Annotated in this window: 19 protein-coding genes and 1 tRNA gene; 18 read left to right on the top strand and 2 right to left on the bottom strand. The window is 42.2% G+C overall.

Annotated features, from left to right (window positions below):
• The first annotated feature begins 95 nt into the window (after positions 1 to 95).
• From C8D97_RS12035 to C8D97_RS12005, 7 genes are all read left to right on the top strand, one after another.
• The gene (locus C8D97_RS12035; protein ID WP_109764029.1) at positions 96 to 365 is read left to right on the top strand and encodes a DUF4404 family protein; all 270 of its coding nucleotides are present in this window, start codon (positions 96 to 98) and stop codon (positions 363 to 365) included.
• A 226-nt stretch (positions 366 to 591) separates the two neighbouring features.
• On the top strand, positions 592 to 1,899 hold the full coding sequence (gene proB, locus C8D97_RS12030; RefSeq protein WP_170115234.1) for a glutamate 5-kinase: 1,308 nt from the start codon (positions 592 to 594) through the stop codon (positions 1,897 to 1,899).
• A 291-nt stretch (positions 1,900 to 2,190) separates the two neighbouring features.
• Complete coding sequence (locus C8D97_RS12025; RefSeq protein ID WP_170115233.1) at positions 2,191 to 3,573, top strand: sodium-dependent transporter; 1,383 nt, start codon at positions 2,191 to 2,193, stop codon at positions 3,571 to 3,573.
• 155 nt (positions 3,574 to 3,728) lie between these two features.
• Positions 3,729 to 5,198, top strand: a complete 1,470-nt coding sequence (gene nhaC / locus C8D97_RS12020) for a Na+/H+ antiporter NhaC (protein WP_109764026.1) — start codon at positions 3,729 to 3,731, stop codon at positions 5,196 to 5,198.
• 21 nt (positions 5,199 to 5,219) lie between these two features.
• A complete protein-coding gene (locus tag C8D97_RS12015) occupies positions 5,220 to 6,080 on the top strand; it encodes an MBL fold metallo-hydrolase (protein WP_109764025.1) in 861 nt (286 codons plus the stop codon).
• Positions 6,081 to 6,210: 130 nt separating this feature from the next.
• Positions 6,211 to 6,507 carry a late competence development ComFB family protein gene (locus C8D97_RS12010; RefSeq protein ID WP_109764024.1) on the top strand — a complete coding sequence of 99 codons (297 nt, stop codon included), beginning with the start codon at positions 6,211 to 6,213 and terminating at the stop codon, positions 6,505 to 6,507.
• 52 nt (positions 6,508 to 6,559) lie between these two features.
• Complete coding sequence (locus C8D97_RS12005) at positions 6,560 to 7,408, top strand: alpha/beta fold hydrolase (RefSeq protein ID WP_170115232.1); 849 nt, start codon at positions 6,560 to 6,562, stop codon at positions 7,406 to 7,408.
• A gap of 117 nt (positions 7,409 to 7,525) precedes the next feature.
• On the opposite strand, the gene C8D97_RS12000 is transcribed toward C8D97_RS12005, so the two are convergent.
• Complete coding sequence (locus tag C8D97_RS12000; protein WP_109764022.1) at positions 7,526 to 8,323, bottom strand: response regulator; 798 nt, start codon at positions 8,321 to 8,323, stop codon at positions 7,526 to 7,528.
• Positions 8,324 to 8,560: 237 nt separating this feature from the next.
• On the opposite strand from C8D97_RS12000, the gene C8D97_RS11995 reads away from it, so the two are divergent.
• The 11 genes from C8D97_RS11995 (at position 8,561) to C8D97_RS11945 (ending at position 22,388) form a co-directional block, all read left to right on the top strand.
• Complete coding sequence (locus C8D97_RS11995; RefSeq protein WP_109764021.1) at positions 8,561 to 10,225, top strand: AMP-binding protein; 1,665 nt, start codon at positions 8,561 to 8,563, stop codon at positions 10,223 to 10,225.
• 47 nt (positions 10,226 to 10,272) lie between these two features.
• Complete coding sequence (locus C8D97_RS11990) at positions 10,273 to 11,403, top strand: ribonuclease D (protein ID WP_109764020.1); 1,131 nt, start codon at positions 10,273 to 10,275, stop codon at positions 11,401 to 11,403.
• A 354-nt stretch (positions 11,404 to 11,757) separates the two neighbouring features.
• Entirely contained in the window at positions 11,758 to 12,027 is a 270-nt protein-coding gene (locus C8D97_RS11985; protein ID WP_109764019.1) for a YcgL domain-containing protein, read from the top strand.
• Entirely contained in the window at positions 12,024 to 12,734 is a 711-nt protein-coding gene (locus C8D97_RS11980) for a fumarylacetoacetate hydrolase family protein (RefSeq protein ID WP_245411442.1), read from the top strand. The genes C8D97_RS11985 and C8D97_RS11980 overlap by 4 nt, the downstream gene beginning before the upstream one ends.
• Positions 12,724 to 13,212: a YcgN family cysteine cluster protein gene (locus C8D97_RS11975; protein WP_109764018.1), complete on the top strand. Its 489-nt coding sequence runs from the start codon at positions 12,724 to 12,726 to the stop codon at positions 13,210 to 13,212. The genes C8D97_RS11980 and C8D97_RS11975 overlap by 11 nt, the downstream gene beginning before the upstream one ends.
• Before the next feature lie 332 nt (positions 13,213 to 13,544).
• A complete protein-coding gene (locus C8D97_RS11970; protein WP_109764017.1) occupies positions 13,545 to 15,449 on the top strand; it encodes a vWA domain-containing protein in 1,905 nt (634 codons plus the stop codon).
• On the top strand, positions 15,446 to 16,300 hold the full coding sequence (locus C8D97_RS11965) for a hypothetical protein (RefSeq protein WP_109764016.1): 855 nt from the start codon (positions 15,446 to 15,448) through the stop codon (positions 16,298 to 16,300). Before C8D97_RS11970 ends, C8D97_RS11965 begins: the two co-directional genes overlap by 4 nt.
• A 180-nt stretch (positions 16,301 to 16,480) precedes the next feature.
• Positions 16,481 to 16,557, top strand: a tRNA-Asp gene (locus C8D97_RS11960).
• A 164-nt stretch (positions 16,558 to 16,721) separates the two neighbouring features.
• Entirely contained in the window at positions 16,722 to 17,543 is an 822-nt protein-coding gene (locus C8D97_RS11955; RefSeq protein ID WP_109764015.1) for an alpha/beta hydrolase, read from the top strand.
• Between the two features lie 187 nt (positions 17,544 to 17,730).
• A complete protein-coding gene (gene hrpA, locus C8D97_RS11950; protein ID WP_109764014.1) occupies positions 17,731 to 21,645 on the top strand; it encodes an ATP-dependent RNA helicase HrpA in 3,915 nt (1,304 codons plus the stop codon).
• Positions 21,646 to 21,890: 245 nt separating this feature from the next.
• Positions 21,891 to 22,388, top strand: a complete 498-nt coding sequence (locus tag C8D97_RS11945; protein WP_109764013.1) for a hypothetical protein — start codon at positions 21,891 to 21,893, stop codon at positions 22,386 to 22,388.
• 53 nt (positions 22,389 to 22,441) lie between these two features.
• Here the strand turns inward: C8D97_RS11945 and cysZ are convergent, their stop codons facing one another.
• Positions 22,442 to 23,191 carry a sulfate transporter CysZ gene (gene cysZ / locus C8D97_RS11940; RefSeq protein WP_109764012.1) on the bottom strand — a complete coding sequence of 250 codons (750 nt, stop codon included), beginning with the start codon at positions 23,189 to 23,191 and terminating at the stop codon, positions 22,442 to 22,444.
• Between the last annotated feature and the right edge of the window lie 153 nt (positions 23,192 to 23,344).

Raw genomic sequence — 23,344 nt, 5'->3', positions numbered from 1 at the left:
AGCGAAAGCTGCTTTTTTTATGCCTAAACATTTCAAAAATACAATCAGTTGAGCTAGATTTATATTAGGTGGTTGTTAAAAAGTGGGGATGTGCGATGCCAACGAACGATATTGTTTTTTTATTGCAAGATTTGGAGCAAAAGCTAAGTGATCTGGAAACGAATGATCCGGCTGTGGCAAAAGATGTCAGGTTGGCCAGGCATCAAATTCGCAGCTTGTTATCTAATCCAGATAGTGTGCCAGAACCTGATGAGTTTTTAATTGATCAGCTGGCGGGTGTTGCCGAGCATTTTGAAACTGATCATCCCGTGTTATCGGAATGGGTTAGCAAACTGAGTGACTTATTCAGCCGAATTGGTATATAACCCGTAGCTATTGGCATTTTTTGTTTAACTTAAGAATAATTAAGCCATGAATACTTTTAATACATCTCTAATTTACCGAGCGATTCCTCCCATTTAGGAGGCGGTGATTTAGTGTTTACACTAAACCCGCAGTTTTTTATGAACTGCGGGTTTTTTTATGCCAAAAATAATTGACTGATTAGATAACCTAAACGGTTAAGTTGATAGTTAATAAGTGAGCTTGCTTTTGGATTCCAGTAAAACGGTGGTTATTAAACTCGGCAGTCAGGTGGTGAGTAAACTCTTTAATGACAGACACTCTGTATTCTGGCAACAGCTGCAGTTACTTTACGATAAAGGCTATCAGCCCGTTATTGTATGTTCAGGCGCGGTCGCTCTGGGTTGGCAGGTATTTCAATCAATGGCTTCAGATAAAGCTAAATTGCTGTCGAAATCAATCAGGTTTGAAAAAGCGCAGTTGCAAAAGCATTCATTTCAGAAGGAGCAGTTTCAAACAGAGCCAAAACAAACAGCTAAACATCAAAGTTATCCTGTAGCCAATAAAACAATGCTCGCCTCTATTGGACAGGGTGAATTAATCAATATGTGGAGAAATGGTTTAGGGCGGCCAGTTGCCCAAATTCTCGTGGAGCAAGCGCATTTTAACGAACGTCATTGTTATAACGATTTATCGGCAACTTTTCGGCAGTTGTTAAAGCATGATGTTGTACCAATCATAAATCAGAATGACGCACTGGCAGAGGCTAACAGTTTAATTTCTAATAATGATCGTCTGGCAGCACATGTGGTTAATATGCTTGGGGCGAAATGGTTATTTATGGTCAGCGAAGTTGGTGGCATATACCGAGACTATCCAACCTGTCAGCAATTGGTTTCTGTTTTTGAAGTTAAAGAGCCTGATTCTGAATATCGTTATGAAGATGTTATATCCAGTGATTGTTCTGCCATGGGCACAGGCGGTATGAGAGAAAAGTTGGATGCTGCATTATTGGCAGCCAGGCAAGGCGCTCAGTGCTTCATTTGCGATGAAAAAGCACCGTTTTTGCATATTATTGAGTCCAGAGCGACCTATGGCACATACATTCGTTATTCGTCTCAGCCAGTAAAAAGAATAAAACACTGGTTGCTTAATACTGCTGAGTCAAAAGGTCTGATTATCATTGACTCTGGTGCTGCAACCGCACTACGACATCGTAATGCTTCTTTGTTAATGTCAGGGATCGTTGGGGTTGCTGGCACTTTTTCAAAACAAGCCATTGTTGAGGTAAAAGAACAGGGGACTGGTGAAATTATTGCCAAGGGCATGGCCCGTTTAAATTCAAATCAGATACTGATAAATCTTGCTTTAAGACAAAATCAGGCATCGAACAGCCAATTTATTCCATCCAATATTGTACCTGACAACCCATTACATTTAGCTAGCGAATGGGTGGTAGATAAAATCGAACACAATGACATCCAAGAACATCCCGATAATAGTTTAATAAAGGGGTCTACTATTGTGCTGCATCGAAACCAGTGCGCTCTGTTATAAGCTGACTAATAAGCTTAGTTATTTTGTATAAACGTCTATTGTTTGAAATTTATCCATTAAGAGGCCGATTTGTTGAAGAAATAATCAGTGCTGGTAAGACTTTACCGAATCATAGCTGTTTTTAGTCAATACTCACTTGCGCAGACTGGATTAATTGTGATGTTATTGGGGTTTATCTTAATATTAACGAGTGCTGCAGTGCAGCAGGCTGGTTGGGGCACGTCTGCACTGGGCGTATATGCACTTAGTAGAACGTATAACTAAAAAGCTAACAAAAAGAGAATATTCATTATGGCCGCCAGAGGTTCATTTGATACACGTTTGGGATTTATTCTAGCTGCCGCTGGTTCGGCAGTGGGGTTAGGTAATATATGGAAGTTTCCATTTGAAGTAGGCGATGGTGGGGGTGCTGCCTTTGTAATTGTATACCTCGCATTTTGCTTTATTCTTTGTTATCCGGTTTTGGTCACCGAAATAGCCATTGGGCGTAAAACCCAAAGAAATCCGGTGGGTGCCTTTAAAGCGCTCGGTTATAAAAAATGGTCGATCATTGGTTACATGGGCCTTGCGAGTGGTGTACTCATCTTGTCGTTTTACAATGTGGTTGCTGCCTGGTCTTTTGGTTACGTTATAGAGATGATTCAGGGCAACTTTGGTATCGGTGAAGATTTTGGAGTATTTATTACCGATGCCCTAAAAGTCGGCTTGTACGGTGTGATTTTCATGTCGACCACCGCGTTTATTGTTTCTAATGGTGTTTCCGGTGGTATCGAACGTGCCGCGAAAATTTTAATGCCAAGTCTTATTTTTATCATTCTTTGCTTACTGGCCTATGCCTTAACCCTGCCAAATGCGATGGAAGGGGTGAAGTTTTATCTGGTGCCTGATTTTTCAAAACTTACCGGTGATGTTATCTATTCGGCCCTTGGGCAAGCGTTTTTCTCCTTATCATTAGGTATGGGCGCTTTAATCACTTACGGCAGTTATGTGTCCCGTGATCAAAATATCGTCAGTGCCGGTGCCATGATCACTCTGGCAGATGTTGGTATAGCCTTTATCGCTGGATTTATGTTGTTTCCAATTGTTTTCAGTCAAGGCATTGAGCCAAGCGGTGGGGCTGGATTAATCTTCATCACCTTGCCAGGGGTGTTTGAAACTTTGGGGCCAAATATGGGCGTTGCTGTTGGCGTTCTGTTTTTCTTACTGCTGACCTTTGCCGCATTAACTTCAACCGTGTCCTTGTTAGAAGTACCAACCGCTTATGTGGTTGATGAGCATGGTGTAGAGCGTAAGAAAGCCGTTTGGGGACTGGCATTTGTTATTTTCCTAATCGGTATTCCATCTTTATTATCAAATGGTACCACTGAGTGGTTAACGTCCTTTATCCAATTGCCAGGCCATGATTCACCCATCAGCTTTATGGATTTCGTTGAAGATTTAGCGGCCGATTCGTTCTTGCCTGTGGGTGGATTCTTAATCGCTGTCTTTGCTGCCTGGGTATGGCGTAAAGAGAATTTGAACGAAGAGCTAGCCTATGGTGATCCTTCGATTCGAGGCGGCATACTGCTGAAGTACATTAACTTTGCAATCAGTTATATCTGTCCATTAATGCTTGGCCTGATTGCTGTAGTGACAATTCTTGATCGTTTCCTGGGTATTCAGTTGATTGGTTAAGATCGATATTAATAAAGGGCTCAATTGAGCCCTTTAAGTTATCAGTATGTAAATTGAAGCATGTAATTAGCAGTTTGCAATTAGAAGCATGCAATACGAAGTATTTAAGTTTTATTTTTAATAATAATTAATAACGATTACAAAAGCAGGACCCTATGACGCAAACCAAGTCTCCATCGTTACTGGATGCTCTGATTCCCGTGTTAGTACTGGTAGGGCTATTGGCTCTGTCGGTTACTTTGTACGGTGCAGATTCTTCCTATGGTGCGAATCAGATTGCTTTAATTATTTCTGCCGGGCTGGCCGCTTTAATTGGCATTAAAAACGGCTACCGCTGGAAAACCATTGAAGAGGGCATCGTTAAAGGCATATCCAGTGCACTGGGTGCGATTCTAATATTGCTGGCGGTTGGCTCGCTTATTGGTACCTGGTTATTGTCGGGCACTGTACCTACCATGATTTATTTTGGACTGCAGATAATGCATCCATCCATTTTTTATTTTGCAGCTTGTATTATTTGTGCGCTGGTATCGGTAAGTATTGGCAGTTCCTGGACTACCGCAGGTACTATTGGTGTCGCCTTAATTGGTGTGGCTAATGGACTGGGCTTGTCTCCAGAAATTACTGCTGGTGCAATTATTTCTGGTGCCTACTTTGGCGATAAAATGTCGCCACTTTCAGATACTACCAATTTAGCTCCAGCTGTCGCTGGCAGTGACTTATTCACTCATATTCGCCATATGATGTGGACAACCGGTCCCAGTATTATTATTGCCTTAACGGTGTTTTTTGTTATTGGTATGGTTCAGACATCCGATGGTCAGGTGGAAAAACTTGAACAAACTTTGATGGTGATCGATCAACACTTTAACGTCACTGTCTGGACATTAATTCCATTGGTAATTGTGTTCGCTATGGCGATAAAAAAATACCCGGCATTTCCAACCATTATGACCGGTGCATTGGTGGGTGGTGTGTTTGCGTTCTTCTTGCAGCCCGACGCCATTAATCAGTTTGTTGGCGACACCGGCCATTATCGATTTGTCGATAAGATAGATGCTGTATGGCGAGCGTTGTTTAATGGGTTTACTATCAATACCAGTAACGCCGAAGTAAATGAGTTATTAAACCGTGGTGGCATGAGTAGCATGTTAAATACGGTATGGCTTATTTTGTGTGCGCTGACTTTTGGTGCGGTACTTGAGCGGACTTTGCTGCTTGAAAGGTTAGTGATATCCGCACTTAAAATGGTGCACTCTACAGGCTCTTTAATCGTTACGGTTATTTTAACCTGTATTGGTATTAACATTATTGCTGCGGATCAATATATCGCCATTGTTTTGCCCGGCAGAATGTATAAAGCAGAATTTAAACGACGTAAATTACAAAGTAAAAACCTTTCCAGAACCCTTGAAGATTCAGCCACGATTACCTCACCACTTATTCCGTGGAATACCTGTGGTGCTTATATGTCGGGCACACTAGGGGTTGCAACACTGGCTTACCTGCCATTCTGCTTCTTTAATCTGGTTAACCCTTTTGTGTCGATGCTTTACGGTTTGTATAATTTCAAACTGGAAACATTTGAAGAGCTTGAACAGCAGGGCGCTGAGACATCATCTTAATTTAAAGGCTTTGTATACTTTATGACGAAACAACTTTTTTCATTAGCGGGTAATTCACAAAAACTGGATGGCGGCGCCATGTTTGGCAATGTGCCAAAAGCCATGTGGCAAAACTGGGTAACCGTGGATGAAGAAAATCGAATTGATCTGTCCTGTCGCGCGCTTTTGGTAAAAGAGCCTTCTCGAAATATATTATTTGAAACCGGTATTGGTGCGTTTTTTGAGCCCAAATACAAACAGCGGTTTGGGGTAAATGAAGATGATCATATTTTACTGGATTCGTTAAAACAGCATGGATTAACCCATGAAGACATTGATATCGTTGTGTTGTCGCATATGCACTTTGATCACGCAGGTGGTTTGCTGACAAAGTATCAGGAAAATAAAGAGCCTGAGTTGCTGTTTCCAAATGCAACCTATCTGGTTGGTGCTGCAAATTGGGAGCGTGCCAACAATCCGCATTTTCGAGACAGAGCTTCATTTTTACCGGTATTAAATAAACTACTGGAACAATCCGGTCGGCTGGTTATTGTTGAAGGCAATTCGAATGATTTGTTAGGAGAGGATTATCACTTCCATTACAGTGATGGTCACACCCCCGGTATGATGTTAACCGAAATAGCCACAGAGAAAGGGCCTGTTGTATTTGCCGCGGATCTTATTCCCGGAGCTCCCTGGGTGCACTTACCCATTACCATGGGCTATGACCGTTTTCCGGAGCACTTAATTGAAGAGAAGTCGTCATTACTCGGTGATTTAAGCACGCGAGATGGCTGGATCTATTTTACCCACGATCCTGAGATTGCCTGTGGTAAAGTTTCGAAAAATGAAAAAGGTCGATTTCAGTTATCGGAATCCTACTCGGATTTAACGGGCTGGTAATTTCGTTCACTATAATGGCAAGTGCCATATAAGCGGTGATTTCCTAAAGTACAAATCGACTGAGCATTTGAGTTGCTAAACTCGGTGGTTGGTGTAAAGTTAAATCATGCGTTATGACTAGGGGCTTCTTATGTATAAAGAGATGTATTATCACGATGATTTGGAAAACCTGGCCGAAGAAATCGTCTTTGAACAAATACACGAGTTAATACAGTCTGGCGAGCAGGATTTCAATCAGTCGGATGTCAATATTCAGGATATTGCAGCTATTGCACTGAATAATATGCCTGCTAAGTATGTCTGTAATTTCCTTGAGAAACAAAACCCTGGGCCAAATTTAAGAGAAGAAGTTAATGATCTTAAAAAGTACGCAAAACGTCAGGTGATAAAAGCCATCAAAAAAGTCAATAAGCATCCTCACGACTGATTGCCCGATTAGTTAATCCTTAAATCCTAAATACAATGGTATTGCTCAACCTGTGATCCAACATAATCTTTCTCTTTGTGGTACTCAATGTGCAGTGCATGAATACGGTTTAAGCGATGGTGAGCCGATTATTTTATTACATGGGTGGTTAGATAACCTCGCCAGCTTTGAAACATTAATTCCTTTTTTTAAACAGTATCGTGTTATTGCTCTGGATTTCCCGGGGCATGGATTCTCCAGTCATTTACCAGAAGGTATGGCGTACCATTTTTTTGATTTGGTATACGTGATTCAGGACTTAATTGCAGCTTTTAAACTTGATTCGGTAACTCTTATTGGTCATTCAATGGGTGGTGCGGCCTCAACTCTGGTGGCCTCGGTTAATGAATCGGTTAAACGTCTTATTTTGTTAGAGGCGCTTGGGCCACTTACGGTATCAGCCAAAGGAACTGTTGAGCTTATGCAAAAAGCTTTGGCAGAAAGAGCTAAAATTAACAATAAATCACTGCGTTTGTTTGAATCTGAAGCGCAAGCGATTTCGGTACGCGCGAGTCATTCTAATATGGACGCTGATATTATTGCGCCTGTTGTTCGGCGAGGATTATTAAATAAAGGTAATGGTTTTCAGTGGCGTAGCGATCCGCGCTTAAGAATCGCCAGTATTAATCGGTTAACCGAATCTCAACTGGAACCTTTACTGAAAAAAATTACCTGTCCTGTTTTGTTGATTGAAGCGGATAAAGGGTTGTTTGCCGATAACCAGGCAATACAGGCGCGTAAGCAATTGCTAAATAATCTGACAACAAAAGTATTAACCGGCGGGCATCATGTACATATGGAACAGCCGGAAAAAACGGCTGCCATGATTGTCGATTTTATTGAAAAAGAAAGTTTAGATTAGAAAAATATCCCTTCCAAAATACGAGAGTTAAGTATTCAGTGGAAGATATTCTATTAAAAGTATTTTCTAAGCGAAGTTAAAACGGACTCTGTTTATAGTCACTACAAGTTACTTCTTCTAACTGAGCACAGTCGCCAGTAACTGTTTAACGTGATCCGGTTCAAATGGTTTGTCACAAATTGCAGACACACCTATTTGTTCGATATTGTTTAACACTGCGCGGTTTTGTTCACTGGTTACCATTAAAACAGGAATATGCGAAATTAATTCATTTGAACGAATGTATTGAACCAGCTGCTTTCCATCAACTTCAGGCATATTATAGTCGGATACAATTAAATCAAAATCGCTGTTTTGTTTTAATAAATCAATGGCGGCTTGTCCATCTTCTGCTTCAATAAAGTTCTGAACGCCTAAGCCTTGTAAAGTTTTAATAATAAAGGTGCGAGCCAGCTTACTGTCATCCACCACGAGCACTCTAAGGGTGGTCGGATCATAGTTATCCAGTTCAAGCTCATCGGGTTCAAGAAAGTGCAGGGTATTTTTAAGCGCTGTTTGTAATGCTTCATGGTCAAATGGCTTGGGTAAAATAGCCACCACACCGGCCTGCTTGATGGGATCAATTCGGCCAAAGCGTATTTCGCTCGACACTAACATAAACGGCAAGCGATTCAGTTTATCGTGCTCTCTTATGTATTTTACCAGCTCGAAGGCTGTCATATCTTCAAAATACATGCTGCTGACGATTAAGTCGGGCTGCGTATGTTTCAAATATTCCAGCGCCTGATTGCCACCTGAAACGGCATCCACTTTTTCGACACCCGCATCGGCGAGGTTGTTAATGATAATTTTGCTCTGGGTAGAAGAAGGCTCAACTAATAATATCGTGAGATCGCTCACTAATAGCTTTGACAAAATAACACACTCTTAATGGGTAATGAGTTAAGTGTAGAACAAGTTTCCAAGACTGCCACAGCAAGGTGTTTGGCTATAAAGTAGCCAGTGGAGTGCGGGTATGGTCAAATTGGTCGGACAAGTACTTTCCTTCCACAACGGCAACTGATAGCATTGAGTGATACCTTAAAACTAAAGAGCTGTAATTTAACAGCCGTTTCGCATCAAATATGCGCATTTACGTGACAGGAGTTGGTGATGGATAAAGTCTGGCTGAAGAGTTATCCGGAAGATGTAGCATCAGAAGTCGATCTGGATCAATATCAATCGATAGTTGATATTTTTGATGAAAGTGTCGAACGATTTAAACAAAAACCGGCGTTTACCAATTTAGGCGTGACATTGTCGTTCCAGGATTTGGATGAACAGTCAGCCAAGTTTGCCAGTTATCTGCAAAATAACCTTAAGCTGCCTAAAGGCTCGCGCGTCGCTATTATGATGCCAAACCTGTTGCAATATCCGGTTGCTATATTTGGTGTGCTGCGCGCCGGTATGACCGTCGTTAATGTTAATCCTTTGTACACGGCTCGCGAATTAAAGCATCAGCTTAACGACTCACAAGCAACAACCATTGTTATTGTCGAAAACTTCGCCTCTACGTTAGAAAAAGTAATCGATGAGACCAGTATACAAAATGTAGTGTTAACAGCCATCGGTGACTCTTGCGGCTTTTTAAAGCGATTTATAGTGAATACTGTTGTTCGAAAAGTTAAAAAGATGGTTCCAGAATACAGTATTAAAAAGTTTCACTGGTTTAATGATGCAATGGCGAGCGGAGCAAAACAGCCATTTCGCAAAGTGTCCGTTGTGGCTGACGATATAGCTTTCCTGCAATACACAGGTGGCACAACTGGCGTGGCGAAAGGCGCCGTATTATTGCACCGAAATATGGTGGCCAATATTCAGCAGGCATCGGCCTGGTTAAAGCCGTTAATTGAAGAAGGCAAAGAAGTGATTATTACTGCGCTTCCGCTTTACCATATCTTTTCATTAACCGCGAACTGTATGACCTTTATGAAGTTTGGCGGACTGAATGTTTTGATCACCAACCCTAAAGACATGCCGGGTTTCGTTAAAGAGTTATCCAGTTTTAAATTTACGGCACTAACCGGTGTTAATACCTTATTCAATGGTTTATTGAATACCGATGGCTTTTCAGATCTCGACTTTTCACAATTAAAAGTCACCCTTGGTGGTGGAATGGCTGTGCAGGAATCCGTTGCTAAACGATGGCAAGACACTACCGGCACGCCATTGCTTGAAGCCTACGGCCTGACAGAAACAGCGCCGGCTGTTTCAATTAACCCCATGAACTTAAAACAGTACAACGGCACCATTGGCCTACCTGTTCCCTCAACTGATGTGTCGATTCGAGACGAAAAAGGGAAAGAGTTAGGATTTAATGAGCCGGGTGAACTTTGGGTGAAAGGCCCTCAGGTGATGGACGGTTATTTGGGACGTCCGGAAGAAACTGCCAAAGTTATTAAAGAGGGTGGTTGGCTGTTAACAGGTGATATCGCCTGCATTGATGAAAAAGGTTTTCTGAAAATTGTCGATCGTAAAAAGGATATGATTTTAGTTTCCGGCTTTAATGTTTACCCCAATGAAATTGAAGACGTAGTAGCGTCGCATCCTGGAGTACTTGAAGTTGCCGCGGTAGGTGTTGAGTCCGAATCAAGTGGTGAACAGGTAAAACTGTTTGTGGTTAAGAAAGACAGTGACTTAAATGAAGACCAATTGTTCGACTACTGTAAAGAGAACCTCACCGGTTATAAACGGCCAAAGCTGATTGAGTTTCGGGATGAGTTGCCCAAATCCAATGTCGGTAAAATTTTGCGCCGTGAATTACGGGATGAAGGATAGTCATTGTTTTATTTTTGTTCAAAGCCAGTTAAATAGAAAGGATCATTTTGAACGATTCTCATACCGCTGATTTTCAATGGGTGACACACTCAGATGATCTTTCTCAACTGGCTCTACAATGGCGTTCTTTGGACGCATTGTTCATAGATACCGAGTTTCATCGCGAAAAAACCTTTTATCCGGAGCTGGCCCTTATTCAAATTTTTGATGGCCAGCATTGTTATTTGATCGAGCCAGTCGCGGCTGATCATTGCCCTCCGTTTATCGAATTATTGACTTTAGAATCCTTGCGTAAAGTGTTCCATTCCGCTTCGGAGGATTGCGAAGTGTTGTATCGCCGGTTCGGCTGTCGTCTGGTTAATTTATGGGATACTCAAATTGCCGCTGCGTATCTGGGCGATGGTTTAAATTTGGGTTATGCGGCAATGATCCAAAAGTATTGTGATCATACCTTAGAAAAGGGTGCGACCCGCTCAGATTGGTTGCAGCGACCTTTGAGTGCTCAGCAATTGCAATACGCTATTGATGATGTGTTGTATCTTGGCAAAGCCTATCAGCAGCAAATGAAGCTGACTCAATCTTTGCCGAATAGTGAAAGTTGGGTTACTCAGGACTGCGAGCAATTGGCTGCGCGGGTTGATGAGCTTGATGATATCGAGTCCGCGTATCTGGATATTAAAAATGGCTGGAAGCTGAGTAACCGTCAGTTGCAACGATTAAAAAATCTGGTTGAGTGGCGTGAGCGGCTGGCAAGGGAACGAGATGTACCTAAGTCATTTGTTTTGAAAAATGATGTCCTGTTTACCTTGGCTCACAAAGGCTTGTTAAACGACCAACGATTGCCCGATATCACTAACTGGCATCCAGCCTCGAAACGTCGCTATTCCGAGGCAATTATCCATATTTTAAAACAACCGTATGACGAAGCACTTCAAGTCAAGGCGCCATTAAGCCCTAAGTTTTGGCAGGAGTATACCCATAAGTTACAGCAAGCAAAGGATGTTGTTGCATCGGTAGCCCAAACACTTGGGTTTGAGCCAGATGTCATTTGCAGTAAAAAGTTATTACGCCGTTATGCGAGCTTTCTATTGGGCTTTTCTAACCAGCCTCCCCGAGGATGGACCTCCTTGCGAGAGCAATACCTGGGTGAACAATTGCACTCTATTTTTCAAGAATAAACGGATGTTCAAAGATAGCGCTTTTCAAAAAAGAGTCTTTAATGTAAACCCTCTTTAATGTAAGTCCTCTTTCAAAGTAAACCACTATCCAGTGTAACCATCCTGAACAAGCTTTAAATATTGGCTTGATCTTCAATTTTGCCACTTTTGAAACCTTTAATGACTTTTTCAGTCAGCAAAAAGCCAATGATTTAAGTCGCTTAGCTGTCGGAGTTTTCTAGATTCTGATTTTCTGCGACAATAGACGACATTGAATTCCTTTAAAATAATTGAAGTCTTAACGCCTTGTTTGGCTGATTTAGCCGGAAGTGCTGAATAGATAATTTGTATTCTTGATAAGAGACGTAGTTTTCCATGTTGACCTTTGTTTACCGTAGCCCTAAAAGAAGTGAAATGTACCTGTATTTGATGGAGCGTGATAATTTTGATGCGGTGCCCGAGTCATTGCTTAAAGCGTTTGGCACTCCAGAGTTTGCTTTACATGTTAATTTGGAGAAACGGGAAACATTGGCACGCGAAAACATAAATGAAGTGAGACAGCAGCTTAAAGAGCAGGGCTTTTTTCTGCAAATGCCACCGTCGCAATTGCTTGATAAAAATCAGTTAAAGCCAGCACAGCAATGAGTCAGCCAATAACTAACTATCAACCAATAATGAACTATCAGCATCAAAGTGATATAGATTCTATTAAGCGTTTGCCCGCTGGCAAGGTAGTTTGCATAGGCCGTAATTACGCGGCGCACGCCAAAGAGTTAGGAAATCCTGTACCCAAACAGCCAGTTATCTTTATCAAACCCTCAACCTCCTTGTGTCACTGGAATGAAAAGGTTTACATTCCAGCTGGTTTGGGGGAATGCCACCATGAGGTTGAACTGGCGATATTGATTAAAGAACGGTTAACTAACCTTGATGAAACCGATGATGTCGTATCTGCCATTGCCGGTGTTTCGCTGGCACTGGACTTAACTCTAAGAGACCTTCAGCAAACATTAAAGTCTCAAGGACATCCATGGGAAATGGCAAAAGCGTTTGATGGCGCCTGTCCGGTGGCAAACTGGGTTGAGCTGCCTTCGGCAAAATGGTTAGAGCAGGCGGAGTTTAGTCTGTCGATAAATGGTGAGTTACGCCAAAGTACAACGGCTCAGTTAATGCTCTGGCCGGTTATCGAGTTAATCCGTTATATTTCTCAAACCTTCACATTACAGCCGGGCGATATGGTTTTAACCGGTACACCAGAGGGCGTAGCTGCTTTACAGCCTGGCGATAAACTACAGGCCAGTTTATCCGATTTACTAACAATCACTTCTAAGGTTGAGTCATATGGCGGATAAACCATTTTGGCAAGTTACCGCGCTTGATGACATGACCGAAGAGCAGTGGGAATCACTGTGTGATGGTTGTGGAAAGTGCTGTGTGTATAAACTTGAAGGCGACGAAGGGGAGTTTTATCAAACCGATGTCAGTTGCCAGTATTTCGATCAGCAATCCTGCCGCTGTAGCCAATATACTAACCGTTTTACACTGGTGCCCGACTGTATTCAGGTAACCCCTGATGCAGCAAGAAGTTTTGACTGGTTACCCAACACCTGTGCTTATAAATTGTTGGCAAAAGGGCAAGATCTGCCGCAATGGCATCCGTTGGTCAGTGGCAACTCTGAATCAGTGCATCTTGCAAACCGCTCTGCACGGGGTAAGGTGATTTCCGAGAAAAAGGCCTCTGAGCTGGAAGAGCATATCATTGCTATATTGATCCCAGAAGATGATGAGGCGGATCCATTATCAGAAATAGAGCCGGAGCCGGTTAATTAAATGTGTTCTGTTGTCTTGCTTTTTATTCGTCTATTCTAATTAACCTATTAGTCGTTAAATCAAAGGCTTAGCACCAGCCCATGTTTAAAATCGTCAAATTATTCGACAAAATGTGATGGTGTGGCAAAAATGTTCAATTTCTCGGGCTAAGTTAAAGCAACTTCTTGATTTTTACGCTAAACTTCTGAAAATAGATACATTTATTGTCATAGACAAGTTGATAGGTGGTACAGAATTGCTTCTGTTTGATTCGTCAACAATCGGCAATCGGTCGCTCTAAATCCGGTGCCACCAGTCAATAAAACGCATTTATCACGATAGCGGGTGTGCATATGTCACAAAGCCGAGCCATAAAAACCAGAATGCCAGGCAAACGAACTGCGTTTATCGCACTAGTGCTTCTTTGTTTACATCAATTCGCCTACACAGCGGAAGCGGACAAACAGAAACGTTCTGATGTGCGCGTGTTAATTGATATTTCCGGCAGCATGAAAAAAAATGATCCTGAAAACTTACGGATCCCGGCGTTAAAAATTATTACCAACCTGATGCCTAAAGGCTCGGAAGCTGGCGTCTGGGCGTTTGGTAAATACGTCAATATGTTAGTACCTATCAAGGAAGTCGACAGTCAGTGGCAAGCTAATGCCAACAAAGCCGCTGACAAAATAAATTCTGCAGGACTGTTTACCAATATCGGCGACGCTATGGGCAAATCCAGTTGGGACTGGAATAAACCCGATGATTCTGAGTCCCGAAGCATGATTTTGTTAACCGACGGAATGGTCGATATATCGAAAGATGCGGCAAAAAATAAGGCTGAGCGAGAAAGAATATTAAATGTGTTATTACCAAGACTTAAAAATGCCGGCGTAACCATTCATACCGTTGCTTTATCTGAACAAGCGGATAGCGAGCTGCTATCAGAATTATCCAATCAAACCGATGGCTGGTTTCAATCAGTCTCAAATGCAGAAGATTTACAGCGGGTATTCCTTAAAATATTTGAGCAGGCAACGCCCAGAGACAGCCTGCCGCTGGACAATAATACCTTTAAGGTTGATGCCAGTGTTGAAGAAATGACCTTACTGGTGTTTCGCGAAAAAGACAGTGAGCCAACACGATTGGTTGAGCCTACTACAGCGACGCTGGATAAAAACAGTGACAAGCAAGGATTACGCTGGTTTTCCACCAACGCCTATGACTTGATCACCATTGAAAACCCACAGCCCGGAGATTGGCAGATAGATGCTGCAATTGATCCGGATAACCGGGTAATGGTGGTGAGTAAGCTTGGGCTGCAAGTCAGTGATATTCCCAATAATGTATTGGCAAACGAACAAATCAGCTATTCCGTAAAGCTTATTGAAGATGGTCAGGTTATTACCAAGCCAGACTTTTTACAGCTGGTTGATGCAAAGCTCGAGACTCGTTACAAAGGCAAAACTCAAAACACACCATTACTGCGGGACGATACGGGTACTTTTCGTCAGGTGTTTTTTGCAGGTGAAGAAGATGGCGTACTTGAAATTAAACTGACCGTTAAAAGTCCAACATTTGAGCGAAGTCGTACCCATGCCGTCAATATCTACGGCAATCCGGTTGAAACAGACCTTCAGTTATCTTACGAGGAAAACGAGCCTCATAAAATACATCTACGAGTGGCTGAAGACGTTCTCGATTTATCGAGCCTTAAAGTAGCCACCGAAATCACCTACCCGGATGAGAGCAGTCAGTTCATTACTTTCAGTGACTGGCAAACACCCCAAGCAATTGAGTTAAAACAATTCCCCAAAGGTGGTCGCTATAAAGTTCAGCTAACGGCAAGAGGGCATTCTCCTCTTGGTCGAAGTTTTAGCAGTGAAATGCCCGTGGTTGAGTTTGAAGCCGAGCCGCTGGAAGGGTTTGCGACGCCGGAAACGCCTGTCGAACAAGAGCCGGTCAAAGAAGAACCGGTTAAAGAAACTGAACCAGAGCCAACTACTGCAGAGCCAGAAGTTACCACTCCTGAAAAAGTCGATGAGACTGCCGATGAACCAGTAAAAGAGCCGGTAAAAGAACCGGTTAATTGGACTTTATGGCTAAGCCTGGGACTTGTTGGCAATGTGGCTTTAGTGGCACTGGGTTGGTTTGGTTGGCGAATGCTGCGGAAAAAGTCGCGCAGCAGTTCGGAAAAACTTGCAGAAGAATTATTTGAAGACGAAGAAGGCAATGATTCGCCGGAGGAAGATCGTTCATGAATGAATCATGGTTTAGCTGGTTACTGGTGGTGGAAATCGTACTGCCCTTTGTAATCGTTTCTATTCTACTCATTGTTTTATTGGTTAGAGGTCAGTCTCGATATAAAGATGCCATGCGGGAGCTGATCTTAAATGTAAAAGATAACGAACCTGTGCAAAAAGAAGCCACCCAACGGTTTTTGCATGAAAAGCTAGGCCTTGATGAGAAAGCCGTAGAAAAGCATTCGGCGGATATCATACGAGAACGAAAGTTTTTCTTTCGTACCTTTGTAAGCAGTGTCTTAAACAAAGACGTTGAAAACTTAGCGTCGCTGGATGAAGAGTTGTCCCGGATCACCGAGAAATACCATGATCTAACCGTCGGCTCAGCAACGAAACCTGCTCCGGAAGAGTCTGACGCCAGCTCTGATACCAGTGCCCTTAACAGTCAGTTGGAGGCGAAAGAGGCTCAAATTGAAGCGTTAAAGCAAGAGTCCAAAAGTCTGAAACAGGAAGTTCATATAACTTTAACCACCTTAAACAATATTTTTGCCGAGTATTCATCAATGTTTGGAGAAGATATAGCGAAAAAGGACATGTCGGTTGAGCAAATTTTAACGGCTATGGAATCATTTTCTGGTGCCAAATCTGACGACAGCTCTTCGGATGCTGCTCCAATGGATGCGACTACCGAAGATGAGCCCGATGATGTCTCTGATTTAGATTCAATGCCGTTAGAGGATATATCCACAGGCGAAGCCGATGATGATGCAGGTACTCAGGAGGAAAGTGGTTCGGATGATCCTAGCTGGGAAGATGCGTTTGAAGAGTCTGGCGATGAGATGGAAGAGTCGGATCAAAATAAATCGTGATCTTGTGTTTATTTTTAAGCACAAAAATCAGACAAATTAGCCCAGAATTTGATGTTTAAATAATCAGTTTGAACAGCATTTAATCGACTGATTTTAAATGTTAAAAAATTTAAAAAAGTTTGTTGACAGGCCTAAGGGCTATACGTATTATAGCGCCCACCTCGCAAGGGGTACCTAAGCGGAGCGGTAGTTCAGCTGGTTAGAATACCGGCCTGTCACGCCGGGGGTCGCGGGTTCGAGTCCCGTCCGCTCCGCCATTTTCCTTCTCTCTTTCCAAATTTCTGAACACTCAATTTCCTATATATTTACTCAATCTGTAATTAAGTTTTTTTCGTTATCCGTCTGATTAATCTTGATATCTTGTTGTTTTTGCGCGAGTATTTAGCCTATCAAATCGCAATATAAAGATAGAGAGGACATAATGAAAAGGCTTGCGGTCGCAATCATTCACGGGATGAGCACTGAAGACCAACATTTTTCAGTTGAGCTTAAGCATCGAATCATTGAAGAATATGTCGCCGGTGGTGAAGGTCGACTTGAAGATGATTTAATGTTCAAAGAAATTTACTGGGCAGATGCCATCAAAGATGAACTGTCAGAGTTTTACAAAAGCATTAATTACAAAAATGATTTGGCCTACGAAGGTACTCGAAAAATGTTTATCGATTATCTTGGGTCAGGGTTGGCGTACCATAAAGGTTCCAGGCTTTACTCGAAAGTGCAAAATCGTGTTGCCGATTCTTTGAGAGAGTTTGCCGGTCATCGTCGGGTGAATGAAGAAAAAACACCATTGATAGTGCTGGCGCATTCATTCGGATCAATCATTATGCAAGATTATATTCGAGAAATGCGAAATACGACGCCAAAGACTTCTAACTTTGAATCTATGCAAAATTTAGTTGGTTACGTTACTTTTGGTAGTCCTCTGGCAATTTATGTTCGTCACCACGAAGAGTTACACCAGCCAGTAAAAGTGGCGGGTGATGCGCTTCCAGAAGATTTTGCAGAACGCGCACGCTGGTTAAACTTTTATGATAAAGACGATATTGTTGCTTACCCATTAAAAGGTATTAATGAATCTTATAATAAAGCCGTTGCAGGTGATTATGAGATTAACGTGGGTAATCCGGCGACGTCATGGAATCCTGCTTGTCATAATGGTTATTGGGAAGATAAAGATTTTATCAAACCAGTAGCAAAGTTTATGGCTGATGTATTAAAGCCCCACGAAATCTGGGATTAAGCTTTAATAATTTCCATAAAAGCCTGTTTGTTTATGGCAAACAGGCTTTTTTCGTTTTTGCCAATTGATATAATATCGTTCGACTTACTAATCCTGTTATTACCGATTTGTTCTCACGCTAATTTTTTAATTTGCAGTTTCTTTCACTAACAGACTTATATTCGATACTGGATTTTACGGTTATACAATGTCTAATAATTCCTCTACTGATATTCTTGAGTGTCTGACACGTGATGCTGGCAAAATAATAGGATTGAAAAAGAAAATCGCTGGTCTAAAACGGCGTAACAAAGATACTCAATCGGCTGAGCAGTCATTACAAAAATTATTTGATTCCTCAAAACATTTAAAAACACAGCGCGATAGCCATAAACCCACCATAAGTTTTCCTGCCCAATTACCCGTCAGTGAGCAGTCTGAAAAGATTATCAAGTTGATTCAGCAAAATCAGGTTGTCGTAATAGCGGGCGAAACCGGTAGTGGTAAAACGACTCAGCTACCAAAAATTTGTCTTAAGGCCGGATACGGTGGTCGGGGATTCATAGGTCACACTCAGCCTAGACGTGTTGCGGCGACGTCTGTTGCTTCCAGAATAGCCGAAGAAGTCAACACACAACTGGGTCAGGATGTTGGTGTGAGTGTACGGTTTTTTGAAAAAGTGTCTGAGCAAAGTTACCTGAAGGTAATGACGGACGGCATGTTACTCGCCGAGATTCAGCAAGATCCATTTCTCAGTCGTTATGAAGTTATCATTATTGATGAAGCCCACGAACGCAGCATTAATATTGATTTTTTATTAGGGCTTTTAAAGAATTTGACCCAAAAGCGTCGAGATCTAAAAGTTATCATTACATCGGCAACAATCGATGTTGAACGCTTTTCAAAGTTTTTCGACGATGCACCGGTACTGGAAGTTAAAGGTCGTACTTATCCGGTTGAAATGCGTTATTTGCCTGCTGACAGCATGGAAATCCCCCACGGTGAAGAACCTGAACTGTGGCAAATTAGAACCGCGGTACAGCAAGCCTGTAAAGAAGGTCCGGGTGATATTTTGATCTTTCTACCCGGTGAAGGGGAAATTCGTCAGGTAACACGTCAGCTGCGGCGTTTAAATTTATCCCAAACTCACATTTTACCCTTGTACGCCAGATTAAGTATTGGTGATCAGCAAAAAGTATTTAAGCCACTACAAGGTCGGAAAATTGTATTGGCAACCAATGTTGCTGAAACCTCGTTAACGGTACCGGGTATTCGTTTTGTGATTGATCCTGGAACAGCCAGGATCAGTCGCTTTAGTATGCGCAGTAAAATTCAACGTTTGCAAATTGAAAAAATTTCACAGGCCAGTGCCAATCAACGGGCAGGGCGCTGTGGTCGTGTGTCATCGGGTATTTGCTTTCGGCTTTATTCGGAAGACGATTATGACAGTCGATCTGCGTTTACCCTGCCAGAAATTAAGCGAACAAATTTGGCGTCGGTGATTTTGCAAATGAAATCCATGGGCATTGATCAGCCAGAAACGTTTCCGTTTATTGAAAATGCCGAAGAAAAACACTGGCGTGATGGCATGAACATGCTGTTTGAACTGGGGGCTTTGGACAATGATTTTAAGCTGACCAAAATCGGCCGGCAAATTGCCCGGCTGCCCGTTGATCCGAAGCTGGCGGTTATGTTGTGTTCGGGAACCGAGTTTGCACTGAAAGAAATGCTGGTGATAGCCAGTTTATACAGTGTGCGCGATCCCAGAGAGCGGCCGCACGATAAAGCACAAAAAGCAGATTCAGCCCATGAACAGTGGAACGATAAAAAGTCAGATTTTATAACCTTTTTAAACGTCTGGAATGGCTTGCATAAATTGCAGGAAGATATGGCAAACCGGCAGTTTAAAGATTATTGCGCTACCCATTTTATAAACTTTCCTGCTTGGCTTGACTGGCGCAATACATTTCGTCAGTTAAAACAGTTAATGTTGCAAGCTGGTCATAAACTGAATAAAGCTCCGGCGGATTATGAGCAGATCCACCGGGCACTGCTACCAGCTTTAATTACCAACGTTTTAACAAAAACCAATGAGGCGCATTATCAGGGGGCCAGAAATACAAAAGTCTACGTTCATCCATCGTCGGTTAACTTTAAAACAAAATCACAGTGGATGCTGGCGGCAGAGTTAATTGAAACGGGCAAACTTTATGCACGTGCAACGGCACCTATTGAAGCAGACTGGATTGAAGATTGTGCCGAGCATATCGCTAAAGTCAGTTATCTTGATCCTCACTGGCGTAAGAAAAAAGGTGAGGCCTGCGCGTATCTGCAAAAATCGTTGTTTGGACTTATTTATGTGGCCAATAGACTGGTTGGTTACAGTCAACAAGATCCAGCACTGAGTCGAAACTGGTTAATAGAGAAGGGCTTTATTGATGGAGAGCTTAATACCAATGCGCCTTTTCAAAGTATCAATCAATCGTTATTAAATGAATTTCGGGACGAAGAATCCCGTCAACGTCGAACCGATATTATTAAAACGGATGAAGAACTGGTTGACTACTTTGACCAACGGCTGCCGTCACAGGTGTTTAATTTAAAAACATTATTGCGTTGGTTAAAAAAAGACTGGAAAGCCCGTAATCAGCAATTAACTTTAACCGAGCAGGATATTTTAAATCCGGAAGCTGAACTGGATGAATCGGCCTTTCCGAAAACACTGGTCATCAGAGATACCGAGATTAAACTGGAATATCGTTTTGAACCGGGACATCCTGATGATGGCGTTTCCATCTGCTTACCGTTACCCATGTTAAAACAGTTTAAGCCAGCGGATTTTGAATGGCTGGTTCCCGGTCTGTTGCAAGAAAAAATACTCTGTTCCATAAAAGCCTTACCCAAGTCTATCCGTAAAAACTTTATCCCGGCACCGGAATTCGCATCGGCCTGTTATGAACGACTGAAAGATAATTTTGGCAAAGGTGACTTTTTTCAAGAGTTAGCGACTGTACTTTATCAAATATCCGGCCGCTCAATTGATCTTGATTACTGGAATAATCTGGAGTTGCCCAGCCATTTAACGCCAAACTTTAAAGTGTTTGCAGAAGGTAAACAGCCTATAAAAAAAGGGCGGCAGTTGAGCGATTTACAACAGTTCTTAAGTGACAATGTAAAAGCCGCATTGCAACTATCGACAGAGCAAGTTAACAGTGCTGGCAATAAAAGCCAAAAAACAGCCCATAAAACGGTTAAACAACCGACAAAATTAACCGAGTGGCCAGCAGGCTATCAATTTCAGCTTGAAGTGGTTAATACAAATAACCGACAACAAACACGATTGTTGCAGGCTCTGGAGGACAATCAAGATTATGTCCAACGAGTTGGGTGCGAGTCCCGTTTTGTCGCTGAGCAAACTCATCAAAGAGGCCTATGTCGATTACTGTTGCTAAGTCAGGATAAAAAGCTGAAGTATTTTTTACGCTCATGGCAACATCGAAACGAGTTGACCAAACTGGCTATCTTGATAGACGGTTATCCGGCGTTGGTTGAAGATTTGGCGATGGCCGTTGCCAAAGACTGTTTACCCGATGCTCCAATTGAATCGGAACAGACGTTTAAAGTCGCTAAGCAACGGTTCGCAAAAATATTTACAGAGCGAATGAATGATAATTTGTCGTTGATATTGTCGTTATTACGAACAACACAAGCGATCAATAAGCAGGTTTATGAGAAGGTCGAGCCAAAATATTTACAGTCGTACCTGGATATTCGTCAGCAGCTGGAGTCCCTATGGTACACAGGTTGTATTTATCAGCACGGTGTTGAACGATTAAGAGATTATCAACGTTATTTAACGGCACTGGATAAGCGACTCGAACGTATGATGGTGAACTTTCCTCGCGAGTCCACCTGCCTTAAAGAATTTCAGAGGATCCAGCAACGGGTCAATAAACTTGAACAATCGCCGCATAATAAAGCTTATTCGAATGCTCTGGATGAACTCTACTGGATGTTGCAGGAGTTCCGGATCTCCTTGTTTGCCCAAGGTATTAAAACAGCCTTTCCAATATCGACAAAAAGGATTGAAAAACAGATAGATAGCTTAAAGTACTTAGAATAAGCTTTAACTATATAAGGTAACTCAGAATAGCGCTAATTGCCTATAAATGTAATAAATTGTGTTAAGTTGGTCGCAGTTTAACCAAGGGGTTGTTGAAATATTAACCAACTTTGCTAGGCTTAATCTGTGTCTGGTGGCTACTGGTTTCTAACCCGGTCCACCATTTAATCTTCTTGGTTGTTGTTTCAGGTAGGTCTATGAGTGCTTTGAGTTTGTTGTCCAATGCATTCGTGTCAGGGAAGTACATGAGTGCTGTTTTACCTCGGTTTATGCTTTCTTGTCTGGTAGCTGGTGCTGTTTTTAATAGCACGGCAGCTTCAGCGTCCGGTAATCGATTTTTATCCTCCGTATTATTCTCTGATACTGTTCTTAAAGAGAATGCTATTCAAGAGAATGCTATTCAAGAGAATGCCATTGAAAATAATGATTTAGAGCCAAAAACGACGGATTCTATTGATTTGGAATTGCCGCTGGGTGATCGCTATGGCATTGAGTACTCCATTGATAAAAACCAGAGTTACAGCGATATGGTGTCGCTTTCCTTTCTTAGCCGTTATGAAAACTCGGACCAAAGTGCAAACCGCTATTCCTTCGCCAAACCAGTTGTTTTCAGGGTTACCCTGAAAGGCTACAGCCTGTTTCAGTCCGAGCAGGGTGAGAACTACTTTTTCTCTCTCGATAAGGCCCGAGAAAAAGAAATCCGTAGCCCCCGTTTCTTACTGTCGTTAACCAAGCATTTCTAACGGTTCAATCATTTCTAACAGTTATTGTTACTCGATTTCATTATGGTCGATTTTTACAAGTCTTCCCGGTAATTTTCATACCAGAGTGCTGTCGCGCCCGCGACAGCAACTGGCATAACCAGAATGTTCGCTACCGGAACCATGGTTATGAGCATAACGGTACCACCAAACCCAAGTGGCCCACCGCGCCTTGCTCTGAGCTGGGTAAGCATGTCATGAAAGCTGACTTTATGATTATCCATTGGATAGTCTATGTACTGCACGGCCATCATCCAGGCGCTGAATAATACCCAGATAACCGGTGCAACCAGGTTAACCCCGGGGATCAAAAATAAAATCAGGCAGGCCAGTGCCTTTGGTAGCCAGTATTTAAGTTTTGCCCATTCACGCCCAAATATTCTTGGTAAGTCTTTGATAACCGAACTAAAAGACTCATTTTGTGAGGTATCCTTGCCGGCAAGGTGACGTTCCACAGCTTCTGAGAGTAAGCCATTAAATGGCGCCGCCAACCAATTAGCGATGATGGCAAAAAAATAAAAGACCGAGAGAAAAATAACAATGAAGACCACCGGCCATAACAGCCAGCCAAAGTTATCCAATATCCATTGGACCCATTCCCAGCTCCAGTTATAAAACTGCGTTTTCCAGTCAAGCAGTTTGTTGAACACCCAAATACAGGCCGATAACAATAAAACGATGTTGATGAGCAGTGGTAACACCACAAAGTGGCGAATGCCCTTTAATCGTACAAGCTGTAAACCTTTGGTGAAATATTGAGCACCACTGAATCCGCTTTTTATCATAGACTAAAAATTTCTCTCATTTTTTGATACTACTGTGTGTGTTTAGCAGTGAAATAATTTACACTACTCGGCTTAATCAGAATAAATAAAACTGTTTACAAAATGTAAGTTCACGGTCAGCCGAAGGCCATTGTAAAGATAAAAAATACAGAT

This window comes from Pleionea mediterranea, from assembly GCF_003148745.1.
Lineage (GTDB): Bacteria > Pseudomonadota > Gammaproteobacteria > Enterobacterales > Kangiellaceae > Pleionea > Pleionea mediterranea.
The sequence above is the reverse complement of the archived record's forward strand: the minus strand, read 5'-3'. Positions and strand labels throughout refer to the sequence as shown.